General features: G+C 45.3%; 9 protein-coding genes and 2 pseudogenes. 8 read left to right on the forward strand and 3 right to left on the reverse strand.

Features of this window, described 5'->3' with window-relative positions:
• Nucleotides 1-33 precede the first annotated feature (33 nt).
• The 3 genes and pseudogenes from cysC to E3D00_RS04030 form a co-directional block, all read right to left on the reverse strand.
• Complete coding sequence (gene cysC, locus E3D00_RS04020; RefSeq protein WP_141460166.1) at nucleotides 34-1,914, reverse strand: adenylyl-sulfate kinase; 1,881 nt, start codon at nucleotides 1,912-1,914, stop codon at nucleotides 34-36.
• A 1-nt stretch (nucleotide 1,915) separates the two neighbouring features.
• A pseudogene (gene cysD / locus E3D00_RS04025) lies at nucleotides 1,916-2,709 on the reverse strand (sulfate adenylyltransferase subunit CysD).
• A gap of 37 nt (nucleotides 2,710-2,746) precedes the next feature.
• Entirely contained in the window at nucleotides 2,747-3,427 is a 681-nt protein-coding gene (locus E3D00_RS04030) for a phosphoadenylyl-sulfate reductase (protein WP_141460168.1), read from the reverse strand.
• A gap of 222 nt (nucleotides 3,428-3,649) precedes the next feature.
• Between E3D00_RS04030 and E3D00_RS04035 the strand changes: the two genes are divergently transcribed.
• The 8 genes and pseudogenes from E3D00_RS04035 (at nucleotide 3,650) to E3D00_RS04070 (ending at nucleotide 15,984) form a co-directional block, all read left to right on the forward strand.
• Nucleotides 3,650-4,690, forward strand: coding sequence for a hypothetical protein (locus E3D00_RS04035; RefSeq protein ID WP_141460170.1), 1,041 nt, complete (start codon nucleotides 3,650-3,652; stop codon nucleotides 4,688-4,690).
• Nucleotides 4,691-4,798: 108 nt separating this feature from the next.
• A complete protein-coding gene (locus tag E3D00_RS04040) occupies nucleotides 4,799-5,584 on the forward strand; it encodes an MlaE family ABC transporter permease (RefSeq protein WP_141460172.1) in 786 nt (261 codons plus the stop codon).
• Nucleotides 5,581-6,372 carry an ABC transporter ATP-binding protein gene (locus E3D00_RS04045; RefSeq protein WP_141460174.1) on the forward strand — a complete coding sequence of 264 codons (792 nt, stop codon included), beginning with the start codon at nucleotides 5,581-5,583 and terminating at the stop codon, nucleotides 6,370-6,372. The genes E3D00_RS04040 and E3D00_RS04045 overlap by 4 nt, the downstream gene beginning before the upstream one ends.
• A 227-nt stretch (nucleotides 6,373-6,599) precedes the next feature.
• A pseudogene (gene radA / locus E3D00_RS04050) lies at nucleotides 6,600-7,993 on the forward strand (DNA repair protein RadA).
• A gap of 99 nt (nucleotides 7,994-8,092) precedes the next feature.
• A complete protein-coding gene (locus tag E3D00_RS04055) occupies nucleotides 8,093-9,853 on the forward strand; it encodes a Hint domain-containing protein (protein ID WP_246091496.1) in 1,761 nt (586 codons plus the stop codon).
• 409 nt (nucleotides 9,854-10,262) lie between these two features.
• Nucleotides 10,263-11,963 carry a Hint domain-containing protein gene (locus E3D00_RS04060; RefSeq protein WP_141460176.1) on the forward strand — a complete coding sequence of 567 codons (1,701 nt, stop codon included), beginning with the start codon at nucleotides 10,263-10,265 and terminating at the stop codon, nucleotides 11,961-11,963.
• Between the two features lie 370 nt (nucleotides 11,964-12,333).
• A complete protein-coding gene (locus E3D00_RS04065; protein WP_141460178.1) occupies nucleotides 12,334-14,028 on the forward strand; it encodes a Hint domain-containing protein in 1,695 nt (564 codons plus the stop codon).
• Nucleotides 14,029-15,984 (forward strand): glycosyltransferase, encoded by a 1,956-nt coding sequence (locus E3D00_RS04070; RefSeq protein ID WP_141460180.1) that lies wholly within the window; start codon nucleotides 14,029-14,031, stop codon nucleotides 15,982-15,984. It begins immediately after the preceding gene.

A 15,984-nucleotide genomic window follows, 5' to 3' on the forward strand; every position in this document is an offset into this window, starting at 1 on the left:
AGCTGTTATTTATATACTGATAGCATTACCTCCTTATGAGCGGATATTTTTAACGATGAATTTACTCAATTCATCGACTGTTTCTTTTTCTGTCCTATTCCCTATGAGGCGTAAATCCGCAGAAACAGGTTCCTCGTAGGGAGCTGATACCCCTGTAAATTCAGGAATCTTTCCATCCCTCGCTGCGGCATAGAGCCCTTTAGGATCCCGCTCTTCACACACCGCAAGAGGTGTATCGATAAAGATTTCCTTAAAATCCACTCCCACAATTTGACGTGCGATATCTCGGTCTGCCTGTAACGGGGAAACCAAAGCAACAATCACAACTTGTCCACTATCGGATAAAATTTTTGCGACATGAGCTGCACGCCGAATATTTTCAGTCCGATCTTCTGGAGAGAAGCCGAGATCCCGGCATAAACCGGCACGTAAAGTATCCCCGTCTAAAACCGTGACCTTTACCTGCTTTTCAACAAGAGTCTCTTCAACCGCACGCGCTAGCGTACTTTTACCCGACCCGGGCAATCCAGTTAGCCAGAACACGCCATTTCCATGGCCATGCAAGCGTTTCTGTTGTTCAGCGGTAACACGACTTGCCGTAGGATGAATGGCACGTTCTCCGCTCTCCAACTGAGCGGCTCCCAATAAAGGGGCACCTCCTACAATCCGTTGATGACGGTCCACCAATACACCGCGGCCATCTCCCATTCCTGGGACAAACGAATCAAATAATATGGAATGTGAAGTCGTTAACGTAATTTCTGCAAAGCCATCGGACGGGACTTCATCAGCTTGCTTTAATACGAGATCATCCAGATCAACGACAGCATCAATTGATGCCACTGTCACATCATATTCTGCTGTTGCAATGCGAAGGGTAAAGCTTTCCCCAACACGCAGAGGCTCGCCTCTCAACCAGAACAAACGCGTGCGAATACGAGCTGACCGTTCAGGCGCCTCACCTTCTCGATCCGCATGGAAAAGAAGATCCCCTCGATCAGGGACAAGATCTGGCTCTAATCTTAATGCAATCGATTCTCCTGCCCCCGCCACGGGACACTCTGCCGCATGCCAGCGTGCAACCTCAGCTACCGTTGCAACTTGCCCTTGCACTCCAATAACAAGGCGGTCGCCTTTTCGAACGGTTCCCCGCTCTATGCGACCGGCAACATACCGAACCCCATCAAAGCGATACACGTCCTGAACAGGCATACGAAACGGTAACGCAACACGAGATGTTGGAGGAGGAACGTTGGCTAAAGCCTCTACAAGCGTAGGCCCTTTATACCATGCTGCACGTTCGGATCGTGCGGCAATATTATCACCATCTCGAGCCGAAGCAGGAATAACTGCTTCTACCTCTATTTCCAAACGCCCTAAAAGCTGACGAACATCAATCTCAGATTGAAGAATTTTTGCTTCATCAAAATCAAGCACATCGGCTTTATTTAATAAAACAATGACATGCCGAATCCCGATAAGACGCAAAAGCATAGCATGACGGCGGGTTTGCTCCTGCGCCCCGTCTTTAGCATCCACGACCAACACAGCCGCTTCGGCATCAGCCGCGCCTGTGATCATATTCCGTAAAAACTGACGATGCCCTGGGGCATCAACAATCACAAACTCACGTGTTCCAAGCCGGAAAGGAATACGTGTTGAATCTACCGTAACACCTTGGTCACGCTCAATCTGCAAGGAATCGAGCAAAAAGCTCCACTCCACCGTCAAACCACGTTTGCGACTGCTTTCTACAATTTGCGCAAGCTTACCATCTTGGAGGCTATCAGTATCGTAGAGCAAACGCCCGATGAGTGTGGATTTACCATGATCGACATGCCCCACAATAACAATTGGCGTTGGCGCAGCGCGATGTGCTGCTGGAAAGTTTTTAATTGCGTTAATATCACCCATTTTACAAATACCCTGCTACACGCAAACGCTCAAATGCATCTTCTGATTCATGGTCCATAGCGCGGCCAGCACGCTCAGATGTTTTACTATTTTCAAGTTCAGCAATCACTTCAGCGACCGTTGATGCATTACTTTCAATCGGGCTGGTAATGTCTTGGTCTCCTAAAGAGCGGTACCGCTTGCCTTCTTTTGCAAAGTAAAGATCGACCAGAGGAATGCCTTCACGTTCAATATAACGCCATATATCAATCTCTCTCCACGCCAAAAGCGGATGCACACGAATATGCATCCCATCTTCATAGGGTGTCGCGTATTGATCCCAAAACTCAGGAGGTTGGTTGCGCACGTCCCACCGATGGCCACTCCCTCTGGGGCTGAAAACACGCTCTTTAGCGCGTGTCGCCTGCTCATCTCGGCGAATACCAGCAATAACACCACGCAACTGATGTTTATCGATCAAATTCGCTAACCCAGCGGTTTTACGTGCAGCAGAACGAGCAGCCGGTGGTAATGAGGGATCTATCTCTTCAACAGGGGGGCAATCCCCCAAAAGCAAATCAAGATTCCATTTTTGGTGTATTCATCACGAAACGCATACATTTCTGGAAATTTTTTCCCCGTATCGACATGCATCACAGGAAATGGAATGCGGCCCATAAAAGCTTTACGTGCAAGCCAAACCATCACGTTACTATCTTTTCCCAAAGACCAAAGTAACGATAATGGTTTCAGCTTCCGATAGGCCTCTCGTAAAATAAATATGCTCTGCGCCTCAAGCTGATCCAGATCATCCATTATGCGCGGTTCTGGCTGTGTCATTACTCGCTCCATTTTACGACGGCCGATGAATGCCGCACTCTGTTTTTAACATACCAGACCAACGCCCAGCGCGTCCGTCCTCACCTTCTCCAACCGGACGCGTACAAGGAGCGCACCCAATTGATTTATAATTCCTAGCAACCAAAGGATGACGAGGGAGGTTTCTACGCCTCATCTCGGCTTCGACCTTTTCTGGCCCCCATCCTGCCAGTGGATTAATTTTTACAGTCCCGTCACTCTGCGGGTCTACGACCTGAAGGGCAGCACGCGTCTGAGCTTGACTACGCTTTCTTCCCGTCAACCATAAATCAAATTCTGGTAATACCACATCCAAAGGCTCAACCTTACGTAACGCACAACATGCATCAGGATCAAACATCGCTAGCTGATCTTCCGGATCTCGCTCTGCCAAAGCATGGTGAGACGGCTCTATCGTTCGAACATCTGTTAAGCCTAACACCTCAACCAGTTCATCACGATAAGAAAGTGTTTCTGGGAAGTGACGTTTTGTATCTAAAAAGAACACGGGGGTAGAAACATCACCCTGCGCAACTTCACTCAACAAAACAGCAGACTCTGCTCCAAAGGACGAGATAACCGCAACACGTCCATGAAACGTTTTGAAAATTTCCTCTAAAACTTCCGTCTCTGGTGTTTCTAATAAATGTTGAAGTTCAGATTGGGAGAGAGGCATCTACTGCTTCCATATCATAACCAGATAAACCAAAATGGTTTTCTGCCATGAACACATAAGGATATCCACGCGCACATTCAATGATTTATTTATTTTAACTATTTTTTATAGTTTTATAATCCCCCATTTCCATAATTCCTAAAGGCCTTTATAAGCTTTATGTACAAATCTATTCTTCATATCGTTCTCAATACAGAACGCACAGTAAAGTGAGGCAACCCGATGCTACTACGTTCAATGACTATAGCATTGAAATCACTTTTCTTAGCGTCTGTCGCTGTTTGTAGCTTGTCTGTTAATGCACAGGCGGCTCGTGTATCCATGTCTGGTGAAGACCTCGATCTATCCATTCCATGCACAGGTCAGGTGAAGATTACAGTTGATCCATCCATGAAAGATGGTGCTACTCTTGATAGCACAAACTCAGCGCAGCTTATTATGCGTACTGGTAAAGAAGATGATGAGAGCCGCATTTCCATCACGACAAAAAGCTGTTCTCCCGCGGGAAAAGTATCGATCAGTGTATCGCCCAATACAGGCGTGTCCATCCATGACAGCCACGACACTCATTTTGTAATCGTAGGCAAACTTGCATCCCTTGAAGCGAGCCTCGATTCATCATCTTTGGATGTTTCAAACACTCAATCTCTTGATTTAAGTATGCATGGCTCATCCTCTGCCCATGTTGGATCCGTTGAGAGGGCTGCACAAATTGTTGCTTCTGGTACATCTCAATTTACAGCGGACAGCGCTCAGCTTGCGGCCTTATCCGCTCAATTAACAAACAATGCGTCCTTATCGATCGCTCAAGGGAACATTGATGCACTAACTATTGTCACCAACGATGCCGCTTCAGCCACTATTCTGGGAAATGCTTCAGTTGCTACCGTCACAGCGAATGGAACAGGAACCGTAAATATTGAACGCGTAGCAGGACCTGTAGTCAGAACAGGATCAGGCACAGTGCATGTTGGCGCACCCAATGGTGTTGTTTACCGCCCCACGCCCCCAACACCTCCCGCACCCAGCCAGTCTTCCCCTGTACCCCCACCCCCCAATACACCGCAGCCGAATATGCCAGCCATAGTAACGCCTCCTCCCTCTCCACCTGTCGCTCAGCAACCGACTACATTACCTCACCCACCAATAGCCAACTCTCTTACAACACCAGCAATCAATCCTCCGATGGCCACACCGCCTTCGCCATCGATAGCTACGCCAAGCGTTTCTGCAGAAAACAAGGAAACAAAGACAACACATTAAAAATTATTATTCATCAACAATCATTTAAAGAGTTTCCCGCTTGAAAATATTAATGATAATAAAAACAAACTTTGACGTATTGTTATAAGCAGGCTAGGTGCATAAAGAGTGAATGCTATACTTGATCTCATAGCGGCTCTTGGTCGCGCTTTTCTAAACCTTCTTCGTCAATCTGGCGCTCTGGCCATGTTTGCCGTGGCAGGGCTGTCTCATTTGATACGGCCTCCTTTTTATTGGCGCATTTTCTTTACAAGTCTGATTGAGACAGGGTTCTTCTCTTTACCTGTTGTGGCTTTGACGGCGCTTTTTTCTGGTGCGGTGATTGCTCTTCAATCCTATATCGGGTTTGGGCAATACCATGTGCAAAGTGCCATTGCTGGAATTGTTGTTCTGGCCGTCACACGTGAATTAGGGCCTGTTCTTGCCGGCTTGATGGTAGCAGGGCGCGTTGGGGCTGCAATGTCAGCCGAAATTGGAACGATGCGCGTCACAGATCAAATTGATGCCCTGACGACACTCTCAACCAACCCGATGAAATACCTTGTAACACCTCGCTTGCTTGCAGGAACTTTAGCTCTTCCCTGCCTTGTTGTGGTTGCCGATATTCTGGGAGTTATGGGAGGCTTTACCGTCTCAGTCGCCAAGCTTGGCTTTTCTCCCTCTACATATATAACGGCAACATTTGCCTCCTTAAAAGCCATTGATGTTACTGTTGGGTTAGTAAAAGCGGCTGTTTTTGGCTTTATAATTTCTCTTTTAGGCTGCTATCATGGCTATAATAGCCGCGGAGGAGCTGAAGGCGTAGGAGCAGCAACAACGGCTGCTGTTGTAGGGGCTTCAATTCTTCTGCTTCTCTTTGATTATCTTCTAACGGATCTGTTTTTCTCCCAATGAGCACTGCACCAAAAATTCGCATACGAGGCTTGTGTAAGGCATTCGGCTCGAAAGTCGTGCTCGACGGTGTCGATCTCGATATCGAAAAAGGGACCTCCATGGTGGTTATAGGCGGTTCCGGGACAGGTAAATCCGTTCTGCTCAGATGTATTCTGGGGCTTATTGAACCGGATGCAGGCACAATTGAAATCGATGGTCAAAATATTCTGACCATGTCACGCCTCCAGCAAGAGGCGATACGACGTCAAATTGGAATGCTTTTCCAAAATGCAGCCCTTTTTGATAGCATGAGTGTTGGTGATAACATCGCTTTTGGTTTAATCGCCAAGCAAGATAAAAGCCCCAAAACACGTTTATCGCGCTCTCAAGTTACTGATATGACGGGAGAACTTCTAACACAAGTTGGGATGGACCCTTCTGTTGGTTCTCTTAGTCCCTCTGAACTCTCTGGAGGGATGCAGAAACGCGTAGGGCTTGCTCGCGCTATTGCTGGACAACCTGAAATATTATTTTTCGATGAGCCCACCACTGGGTTAGATCCCATTATGGGCGCGGTTATTGATGGGTTAATTGTTGATTGCGTTCAAAAACTGGGGTCAACCGCATTAACTATCACACACGATATGGCATCAGCCCAACGGATTGGTGATCAAGCTGCCATGCTCTATCGAGGGAAAATTGTCTGGCAAGGAAAAGCCTCGGATCTGATGCATTCTGGCAACCCCTATGTTGATCAGTTCACACACGGACGGCGTGAGGGACCTATTTCTATGGAGCTCCGTAAGTGAGCTCTTTTCAACGCAAACCGATTTTAACAAAAAAAACAATTCAACGTATTTTCCTAACTTATATCATAGCCATTCCTATAATTTTTATCCTCTTACGATCTAACGGAAGCCATTATAGCGTTATCGTTCAAGCTCTTTTCTTCTTTCTGATCGTTACTATTTCCAGAGGAATAGCCCATTATATTATCCGTTCTGACCCATAAACATCAATTCTCCAAGAGGATGTCTTGGCTAAAAAACCGCTAAAACATTATATTTGCCAATCCTGTGGTACGAGTTATTCAAAATGGGCTGGGCGTTGCGAAGCCTGTGGAGAATGGAACTCTCTTGTTGAAGAAACAATCGAACCCACCGCACGCAAAACCGGCAAAATAAGTTCTTCTCGCAGGCTCACAACCGTTCGACTGGATGGTGATGCAACACCTCCCCCTCGAATAAAAACAAGTATTAACGAGCTTGACCGCGTTCTTGGTGGTGGATTGGTTCCAGCTTCTGTTGTTCTAGTCGGAGGCGACCCCGGCATCGGCAAATCAACCCTCATGCTTCAAACTACTTGCGCACTCGCTCAATCCGGGCACAACATATTATATGTCTCGGGCGAAGAGGCTGTTGATCAAATTCGCATCCGAGCTCAGCGTCTTGGTTTGGACAAAAAAGTAAAGCACTCGATACGCTTGATTTAGCAGCTTCGATCAATGTGGGAGATATTGTCAACTCCCTCGAGCATGATCGAAAACATACAGTTGTTGTTATTGATTCTATTCAAACCATGTGGCTTGAAAGTGTCGAAAGTTCACCCGGCTCTGTCGCGCAGGTTCGTGCTAGTGCTTTTGAACTGATCAGACTTGCAAAAACATTAGGCTTCGCTCTCATTTTAATCGGCCATGTTACAAAAGAAGGTTCTTTAGCTGGACCGCGTGTTTTAGAGCACATGGTCGATGCGGTCATGTACTTTGAAGGGGACCGAGGCCACCAATTCCGTATCCTTAGAGCAGCCAAAAACCGTTTTGGAGCCACGGATGAAATCGGGGTCTTTGCTATGACGGATCTTGGCCTTCGAGAGGTTCCTAATCCATCCGCTCTCTTTTTAGCGGAAAGAAGAGGAAATATTGCAGGGTCTGCTGTATTCGCAGGGTTGGAAGGAACACGCCCGGTTCTACTCGAAATTCAAGCCCTTCTTTCCCCAAAATCAGGCGATGGCGCTCCAAGGCGTGCTGTCGTCGGTTGGGATACGGCACGTCTCAATATGCTTCTTGCCGTGCTCGATACACGGTGTGGTCTCAAATTGGCGAATATGGATGTTCATTTAAATATTGCAGGGGGTCTACGCGTCAATGAACCTGCGGCTGACCTTGCTGTTGCAGCAGCGCTCATCTCTGCAGCGACAGACAAACCAACTTCCTCAAAAACAGCTTATTTTGGAGAAGTAGGCTTGTCGGGGGAAATCCGGCAGGTCAATCAAACCGACATCCGTCTTAAAGAAGTTAAAAAGCTTGGGTTTGAAAAAGTTATCTGCCCTCGAAAAATTACGTCTGAATCAACACGAAATAATGCGCCGAATGGACTCACTATTAGTGAGGTTGGTCATTTAACCGATCTTGTTAGTTTATTTAGTTCGTGATTATTTCACAAAAATAACCTTTAGTTTATTTCCAAATAGACGCGATTGGTTATAATTATAAAGGATGTTTCTAATCTCATTCTAGGTCGAAGACTTATTATGGACACAATCATATCCAGCAGTGGATACGTTATAGATTCATCTGGCAATGTAACAGTACCTGCTGGGTCGGTTGTTTCAGGACAGCTTGTTTCCGGGGTAACACAATACGTCGCAGGCAGCGCAAACAGTACAACTGTTATTGGTCGAGCTGTTTTTTCTTTTGTCGATTCGTATGTACCAGATCCTTCTTCTCCTGGATCGTGGGTCCTAGCGCCTGGCTTTAGTTATAGTCAAAAATATGGTGCCATACCGCCAATAGGCGCTCAAATTGTTCAATCTGGCGGGACCGCAACCAATACAACTCTCAACAGCACACCTACCGGAACCGGAAGCTTCGTTGGCGCAGGAATTGGCACTTTCGCCTCACAAACCATCGAGAATGGCGGGAAAGCCATTAATACAACAATCCAAGGAAGTCCATTTACCCCAACACCCGGTGTAGGCGGTTTCTATTCGCTAAATACTTACCCTACAACCCAAACCGTAAACAGCGGTGGCTTGATTTCTGGAACCAATGTTAATCTGCTTGGTGTTTCTGTCATTTCCTCTGGTGGTTATGCAACGAATACAACCGTCTCTGGTGGGGATGGTACTTTTGTCATAGGGGCACTCCAATCTTCTGGATGGTTGGGTCAGCTCCCTTTAATGGCGCAACAGATCGTTTCTGGAACCTCTGAAAACATAAATATCCTTTATGATGGCTATGTTCAGGATTTCGGGAATGTCAGTAATGCAACTCTCTCCAGCGGTGGTATTCTTGAAATCGCTTCAGGGGGATCGGTCTCTAATATTACTGTAAATAGCGGAGGAACTGTTGCAATTGATCAAGGCGCTATTTTAAAAACTTCTCTGACTCTTCAAAGTGGCGCAAGTGTTATTTTCTCTGATATTAATGATTCCAATGGAATGGTCAGTTCTCTTATTACCCCAATGTCACAAGGGGCCAGTCAAGGGCACTTACAAGTTCTTTCTGGAGGAACTGTTCTTAAAGATATACCAGTCCAAGGTGATGTCTCAGACACTCTTAGTAATTCGGAACTGACTTACCTTGTAACCTCGCAACGTCAATACGGTATTGGATACACTGATTACTTTTTTCACCCCCTCTCTGCTGGAGCTCTCGGTACTTTCTTGGGGGTGCAACCATATTTCCCATCTTCTTTCGGCACACCTTGTTTCTGCCCTGGAACACTCATTGCAACAGAACAAGGTGAAACCCCTATTGAAGAGCTTACCATCGGAGATCTCGTTCGGACAGCTTCTGGGGAAATTAGGCCCATCCACTGGATTGGACGCCGCTCTTATGATCCGCTCTTTGCTCATGGCAACCGTGATGTCATGCCCATCCTCATTCGCGCTGATGCGCTTGCTCCCGGTCTGCCTCAGAAAGATCTGACCATCTCTCCTTTACATGCCATGTTTATTGATGGATTTTTAATCCCAGCATTACACTTGGTTAACGATCAATCTATTATACAACTCACTCCCTCCACCGAGATTACCTATATCCATCTTGAACTGGAATCACATGATCTGCTGATCGCTAATGGAGCACCGTCTGAAAGCTTTATCGATGACCGCTCTCGCAACATGTTCCATAATGCACACGAATATCAAACCCTATACCCACAAGCGCAACCTCAACCCGCCCATTACTGCGCTCCACGCCTTGAGGACGGTGTCGAATTGGCTCAAATCCAAACAAGGATTAATCAACGCGCCAAAAACCTATTCCCCCTCCATAAACTTACAGCCTAAATGAACACCCCCATCACACCTATAGAGAGCCTTCTTGGACATGTTCCCAAAGACGGGTCTCTAGCTGGGTTTGGGCCTTCGGGAGGGGCCTAATCCAGCCGCTCTCTATTTAGCGGAAAAGAGAAGAGATATTGCAGGAAGTACTCATGTCAATAACCCGAACCTGAGCTAACCTCGCTGTTGCGGCAGCGTTAATATCTGCCCTCGAAAAATTACGCCTGAATCAACACGGAATAATACCCCGAATAGACTTAATATTAATGAGGTTGGTCATTTAACCAATATTGTTAATTTTTTTAATCGTGACCTTCACCTAAAAAGTAAATTTTAATTGATTTATTAATTATCCCGACTAGTTATACATATTAATATTATTTGTAATCACCTAAATACTCACCGGAGAACTAACATGGATACATCCAGTGGCGGATACATTATAGACTCATCAACCGGCAATATCACCATTCCAAAAGATTCAGTAGTATCCGGGCAGCAGGTTTCCGGAGTAACTCAAAACGTTACAGGAAGTGCAACCGACACAACCGTCATGGGTGGGCCTTCCTTGAGTGCTTCTGGTCCTATAAACAATGCTTATTACCCTCCTGGAATTCAGACTATACAATCGGGTGGGACTGTAACGAACACGACTATTATAGCAGATGGCATTAATGGCTATACTTATGGACAGTTTTTCTCTGCTCTAGCCTCTCAAACCATTGAAAATGGTGGACGAGCGATTAACACAACTCTTCAAGGGAACCTTAAAAATCCCCTTATCGGCACAGGAATAGCTGCCAATTATACTGTCAGTAATTTTTTAGCTTCACAAATTGTGTCCTCTGGAGGACAAGCCTCTGGAACCAATATTACGCCTGATGGACAATCTACTATTCTTTCTGGCGGATATGCAACAAATACCACCCTTCAAGGAGCCCAGAGCAATGTTCAATTGGGCAACTTTATATCTCAAAACGCAACAGTACCTTCACTTGCCCAGCAAATTGTTTATGGTACGTCCGAAAATATAAATATTCTCTCAAACGGCTATGTTAAAAATTTTGGTAACATTAATAACGTAACCGTCTCTAGCGATGGTGTACTGGAAGTAGCCTCCGGTGGAACCGCATCTAACATTACCGTAGCAAGTGGGGGTACCCTCGATATTGATCAAGGCGCTGTTTTTAACACACCGATTACCATTCAAAGTGGTGGGAATATCATTTTTTCCGATATTAATAATTCAAATGGCCTCATCAGCTCTTACATCACACCGCTTTCCGCAGGGGCACAAAAAGGAGAACTACAAGTCCTTTCAAGCGGCGTAACGCTCAAAAATATTCCTGTCCAAGGAGATATTTCAACCCCGCTTAGTAATAGAGCAATTAATTACAGCAATAAATCTTATGACCAATATGGCAATGTTATTTATGATCAAGCAGCCTCTTCTGACCTACGCCCCTTCCCGACAGGAGCTCTAGAAACATCATTGGGCACGCCTTATTTGTTTTCTGCCTTTGGCACACCTTGTTTCTGCCCTGGAACGCTCATTGCAACAGAAGAAGGTGAAACTCCTATTGAAGAACTCACCATCGGCGATCTCGTTCGGACAGCTTCTGGAGAGCTCAGACCCATCCACTGGATTGGACGCCGCTCGTATGATCCGCTCTTTGCTCATGGCAACCGTGATGTCATGCCCATCCTCATTCGCGCTGACGCCCTTGCTCCCGGTCTGCCTCAGAAAGATCTGACCATCTCTCCTTTACATGCCATGTTTATTGATGGATTTTTAATCCCAGCATTACACTTGGTTAACGATCAATCTATTATACAAATCACTCCCTCCACCGAGATTACCTATATCCATCTTGAACTGGAATCTCATGATCTGTTGATCGCTAATGGAGCACCGTCTGAAAGCTTTATCGATGATCGCTCTCGCAACATGTTCCATAATGCACACGAATATCAAACCCTATACCCAGAGGCTCAATCACAACACGCTCATTACTGTGCTCCACGCCTCGAAGAAGGCGCCGAACTGGCTAAAATCCAAACCAGAATTAATCAACGTGCTAAGCATCTCTTCTCTACAGAAAAACTCACAGCCTAAATGAACAAACCCATCACTTCTTTTCTCGGTCACGTGGACGTTTACAACCACAATCATATTGCTGGCTGGGCTCCGCCCCCAGCCATATGATTTTCAGTTTGAGCTAACGATACTCAAAAATATTAAGGCTATCCCTTGTTCTATTTAACCATACAATAAGAGCAAGATTCTTAATTTAATATCATCCTCCATTAGAAGAGTTTACCATAAATATTCAACTAATAAGGTAAATTACTTAAATAAAGTATCACTTTCATTCAAAAAAAATCTCAATAAATATGACACAAACATAACGATTAGTTTAATTTTTATATATCGTTAAAAAATATATAATAAGCCTACTATTAAATAGGATTTTTGGAGATATGTTATGGATACAACATCCAGTGGTGGATACATTATAGACTCATCTACCGGAAATATCACCATTCCAAAAGGTTCGATTATATCAGGGCAAATCGTTTCCGGGGTAACGCAATACGTTAACGGAAGTGCAATCGGTACATTAGTCAATTTTGTCAGTGCAGAAAGATTTCTTCCTCAAGACAACGCCTATCCTCCCAGCATTCAGATCGTACAATCTGGTGGCGTTGTAAGTAATACAACTATTATCTCTTCAGACACTCCTAGTCTAACTAATGGAGACCAGCCTTACACCCTTTTAGCGTCACAAAGCATTGAAAATGGAGGAACAGCAATCAACACAACCCTTCAAGGGGATTTCGCTAATTTCGGCGTCGGCACAGGAGAAAAATACTATGATGGAAGTGGCTATGTAGCTCCACAAATTGTATCCTCAGGCGGGCAAGCCTCCGGAACAAATATCAATTCCCTTGGAAAATCTACCATTTTATCCGGTGGATATGCAACAAATACCACCCTTCAAGGAAGCAGTTATTACGCTGCGCTCGGCGATAACTCCGCACTAATACCTACACTCGCCCAGCAAACTGTATCCGGTACATCCGAAAATATAAATATCCTCTCAAACGGCTATGTTAAAAACTTTGGTAGTGTCAATAACGTCACCGTTTCTAGTAACGGGCTTTTGGAAATAACTTCTGGCGGAATAGCCACAAATATTACTGTAGCAAGCGACGGTACCATCGATATTGATCAAGGCGCTATTTTTAACACACCGATTACCGTTCAAAGTGGTGGTAATATCATTTTTTCCGATATCGATAATTCAAACGCCGTCATCAGCTCTCACATCACACCTCTTTCCGCCGGGGCACAACAAGGGGAGTTACAAATCCTTTCAAGCGGCGTCATTCTCAAAAATATTCCTGTCCAAGGAGATATTTCAACACCAATGAGCAATACAGCAGTAGGTTACAGCAGCACATATTATAACTACTATCATACCCCTGTTTATGACCCCGCAGCTTCCTATTATTTACGTCCAATGAGCAGTGGTTCTCTCGAAACTTCATTCGGAAAACCTTTTGTATTTTCTGCTTTAGGAGGCGGTACAGCTTGTTTTTGCCCAGGTACCCTCATTGCAACAGAACAAGGTGAAACTCCTATTGAAGAGCTTACCATCGGAGATCTTGTTCAAACAGCTTCTGGGGAAATCAGACCCATCCACTGGATCGGACGCCGCTCTTATGATCCGCTCTTTGCGCACGGCAACCGCGATGTTATGCCCATTCTCATTCGCGCTGATGCCCTCGCTCCCGGTCTGCCTCAGAAAGATCTGACCATCTCTCCTTTGCACGCCATGTTTATTGATGGATACTTAATCCCAGCATTACACTTGGTTAACGACCGTTCTATTATACAACTCACTCCATCCACCGAGATTACCTATATCCATCTCGAACTGGAATCTCATGATCTGCTGATCGCTAATGGAGCACCGTCTGAAAGCTTTATCGATGATCGCTCCCGCAACATGTTCCATAATGCACACGAATATCAAACCCTATACCCACAAGCGCAACCTCAACCCGCCCATTACTGCGCTCCACGCCTTGAGGACGGTGTCGAATTGGCTAAAATCCAAGCAATGATTAATCAACGCGCCAAGAACCTTTTCCCCCTCCATAAACTTACGGCCTAAATGAACACACCCATCACACCTATAGAGAGCCTTCTTGGACATGTTGACGTTTGTAACCGTCAACATGTGGCGGGGTGGGTTAACCCCCTCACAGACAACGGAGAACCTGCAACTCTTTGTATTCTCCAAAATGGTGTCCCTCTGGCTCACATTGTTGCAGATCTTTTCCGAGCAGACCTTCAGGCCATCCGTCAGGGCTTTTGTGCTTTTGAGTATATTTTCCCAGAGCGTTTCAATTATGAAGGGGGTGTCATTGAGGTTATCAATGTATCAACCCAAACACCTTTACCGGGCTCCCCCATCTCAGTTGATCCCATTGCGGCTGAGTTACATGGAACCATTGATATTGTAGATAAAAAACATATAGCCGGATGGATCTATGATAAATTATCCCCTGATCGGGTCGTGTGGCTAACACTCTGGATCAATGGAGAGTTCATTGACCATATTGCAGCCAACCAATTCCGCCGTGACCTTCGCGATATCGGCTTAGGCAGCGGCCGTTATGGCTTTGATTATATTTTCAAAGATCCTCTACTACCCAACGCAAGCTACACTCTACAGCTTAAACATGGCACTGAAACGTTTGGCCAACCCCTCCATTTATCTACATCGCAAGAATTAGACCTAGATACACAAGACCATCTCAGCGCCATTTTGCAAAATCTACGTAATCATCAAGCACAGACAGATGCTCTTCTTTTTCTTAATCAAGAAATAAGCAAATTAAAAAGACAAGTCAGTCATTCAACGGTGCAGCACTTTGAACGCACTGTCTCGACACGATTAGGACGGCGTTACGAAGATTTTCCGCCTCCTCCTCCCTGCGTTCTCTTTATTGATGATCGCGCACCCAACCTAAACTTTGATGCAGGGTCTCACGCGCTTCTATCACACATGCAAGCCGCCCAGTCTCTTGGGTATAAATGCCTTTTTATTTCTTCTCGTAAAACAATATCTCACGATGAAATAACCTCTTTAGAAAAACAGGGCTTTGAAGCATTAACTGCTCCGTTCTTTAACACTCCTGAAGAAGCCCTAAAGCTCATTGGTACGGATTTAACCGCCATTTACCTGCATAGGCTTAACAACGCAGAATCTTACTCAAGCTTAATACGGGCTTTTGCTCCAACAGCCACCCTTATCTGGAGTATTGCTGATCTGTCGTCACTTCGCCTCAGGCGCCAAGCAGAGGTTGAAACACGGCCTGAAATTTTACAAACCGTACCTACTCTCGAAGTCCGGGAGAATATGTGTTCCTGGGTGGCGGATATAACAATCACTCATTCCCCCATTGAAACGGAGCGGCTCAAAACTCTTGTTCCCGTTGCCAATATTCACACTATTCCATGGGGCGTTCCCATTCTTAACGCACGCGCATCTTTAAAAAAACAACCTGTTCTTGTTTTTCTTGCTCACTTTGCTCATTCACCCAACATTGATGGGGCAAAATGGTTTGCCTTTAAAATCCTTCCTTTATTAAGAGAAAAACTTCCTAACGTTATTTGTCGCTTCATTGGAAGCGCCATGCCTCACGAGATTCATACGCTCAAACAGCCAGGTCTGGAAATTTTAGGCCATATTCCAAATCTTTCTGAGGCTCTTAAAGGCGCTGCGATGTGTATCGCCCCTTTGCGTTATGGATCCGGCATAAAAGGTAAGGTTCTGGAAAGCTGGTCTTATGGACTCCCTATCGCCATGACACCAACTGCCGCAGAAGGGATTATTAACTCTACCCATCCTTTATGGGATTTATCTGTTGGGGAAACAGAAGAACAATTTGTGAATAAAATTCTTGCCCTTCTTGTTCCTAAAAATGCCAAACTTTGTATCAAAGAAGGCCAAAAACTACTCAAACAATCTTTTTCACAAGAAATAGTTCAAGAAAAAATATCACACTTTCTACCTCCCGTTGAAAATGACACTCTACCTCGTGACAACACCCGACCCTCATAA

This window comes from Swingsia samuiensis (assembly GCF_006542355.1).
GTDB lineage: Bacteria > Pseudomonadota > Alphaproteobacteria > Acetobacterales > Acetobacteraceae > Gluconobacter > Gluconobacter samuiensis.

Excerpts from the sequence above, each read along its gene's own strand:
- E3D00_RS04055 (WP_246091496.1), top strand. The coding sequence starts at position 8,093 with ATGGACACAATCATATCCAGCAGTGGATACGTTATAGATTCATCTGGC.
- E3D00_RS04060 (WP_141460176.1), top strand. The coding sequence starts at position 10,263 with ATGGATACATCCAGTGGCGGATACATTATAGACTCATCAACCGGCAAT.
- E3D00_RS04045 (WP_141460174.1), top strand. The coding sequence starts at position 5,581 with ATGAGCACTGCACCAAAAATTCGCATACGAGGCTTGTGTAAGGCATTC.
- E3D00_RS04035 (WP_141460170.1), top strand. The coding sequence starts at position 3,650 with ATGCTACTACGTTCAATGACTATAGCATTGAAATCACTTTTCTTAGCG.
- cysC (WP_141460166.1), bottom strand. The coding sequence starts at position 1,914 with ATGGGTGATATTAACGCAATTAAAAACTTTCCAGCAGCACATCGCGCT.
- E3D00_RS04030 (WP_141460168.1), bottom strand. The coding sequence starts at position 3,427 with ATGCCTCTCTCCCAATCTGAACTTCAACATTTATTAGAAACACCAGAG.
- E3D00_RS04070 (WP_141460180.1), top strand. The coding sequence starts at position 14,029 with ATGAACACACCCATCACACCTATAGAGAGCCTTCTTGGACATGTTGAC.
- E3D00_RS04065 (WP_141460178.1), top strand. The coding sequence starts at position 12,334 with ATGGATACAACATCCAGTGGTGGATACATTATAGACTCATCTACCGGA.